Below are 1,497 nucleotides of genomic sequence, written 5' to 3'. Positions count from 1 at the left end.
GCGATCCGCTCAATTTCCTCGCTGCCATCAAGCTCGCTTCAGTGCGCATCTGGCTCAGAAATTATGAGTCTGCGACCATGGGCCCCAGCAGATGCGAGCTTGGCGGCGTCATCGTGTTCCGTGCGCGGATAGGCAGCCAGGTCATCGGCATTGTTGAATTGCCTCGGGTTGACGAACAGCGTCACAATCACCCGATCAGCCTTGGCCAGCGCGGCCCGCACGAGGCTGAGATGACCCTCATGCAGGGCGCCCATGGTTGGCACAACGGCAATCCTTAGGCCCTCGCGGCGCCAAGCAGCAACGATGCTGCGCAATTCGGAGACGATCCGGACGATCGCGGTGCTCATGCGCCTTCTCCTCCACTAACCGTGCCCGTCTCATCGCCGAATACGTGATCGGCGGCCGGAAAGCAGCGTTCGCGCACATCTTTTGCTTTTGCGAATGCCGCGATCGCTGCGTTGGCGACATCCGCAAGCTCCGCATAGCGCTTGACAAATTTCGGCCGGACGGTGCCGAACAGGCCCAGCATGTCATCGACAACCAGGATTTGACCGTCGCAGGCCGGCGATGCACCGATACCGATTGTGGGAATTGCAACTTCCTGTGTAATCAGCCGGGCAAGTGCTTCCGGTATCTTCTCGAGTACGACGTGCGTTATGACCTTGCCACCCTCGGCGGAGTAGGCTTGGGCAGGTCGCGAAATTGAGGGATGTTCCACCGAAGTCGTGATAAGCGTCGCGCGCGCCTTCCACGCCGAGGCTACAATCGTGTTATTCGCTTCGGTGCAGCCAGACGTGAACACTACTTGTTCGGGGAACACGCCATCGCTGAGCTCGGCGACCGCATCTCGGGCTGCTGTAAGGATCGATCGGCCATCCTCTCCCGCAGTATGCGCACTCGAGGGATTGCCACCGACCAATGCCTCTAGGACGGCAGCCTGCACGCGGTAAGTCGCGGGCGCGTCAGCGTTCGCATCCAGATGGATGTGAGACACCACGTCTTGTTGTTTCCTGAGGAACTTCGCCACGGTGGTATGTATCGCTGCATTCGTCATACCGATTACTACGAATCTCCTCAACGGCCGACCGCAGCTCAGTCGGTCGGGCGCAGTATTGAACTGGAGCTGACGTCAGAATCGGACACGCTCCCCCAACCCTGATGCTACACGAATAGAGCACCCTGAGCGAGCGTCGGACGGTGTCGATAACTTACTTACCGTGGGTCGTGATCGATGGGGGCTCATGCAGTTGGCCCGTCACCACGGCACGCCAGTGCATCGCGAGTACGACAATGGCCGCGAGGGTTAGCGCGCCGAAGATTGTTGGCTCAAGGCCCGGCAGCACGGTCGCATTGCCGATACACGGATCGGCCAGCTCCTTGTGAAATTCAGTGCAGATACGAGCGGGATCGTTTAGCGTCTGAAGCTGCGACCAATCCCAAAGGCTGGCGCCTGGGTCCTTCTTGCCGTCGTTCAGCATTACCGTCGCGGAGAGGAAC

Annotated in this window: 2 protein-coding genes and 1 pseudogene; all 3 read right to left on the bottom strand. The window is 59.7% G+C overall.

The window, feature by feature from the left end; all coding sequences use genetic code 11:
• Positions 1-77: 77 nt before the first annotated feature.
• A pseudogene (locus ACWGS9_RS34810) lies at positions 78-347 on the bottom strand (pantoate--beta-alanine ligase); the annotation flags it as partial.
• Positions 344-1,027 carry an aminotransferase class V-fold PLP-dependent enzyme gene (locus ACWGS9_RS34805; RefSeq protein ID WP_454509432.1) on the bottom strand — a complete coding sequence of 228 codons (684 nt, stop codon included), beginning with the start codon at positions 1,025-1,027 and terminating at the stop codon, positions 344-346. The pseudogene ACWGS9_RS34810 and the gene ACWGS9_RS34805, both read right to left, overlap by 4 nt.
• 181 nt (positions 1,028-1,208) lie before the next feature.
• A partial coding sequence (locus ACWGS9_RS34800) for a hypothetical protein (RefSeq protein ID WP_454509431.1) occupies positions 1,209-1,497 on the bottom strand: 289 nt, incomplete at its 5' end.

This window comes from Mesorhizobium sp. Arg314 (assembly GCF_053714275.1).
This window is presented reverse-complemented; position numbering and strand designations above follow the sequence as displayed.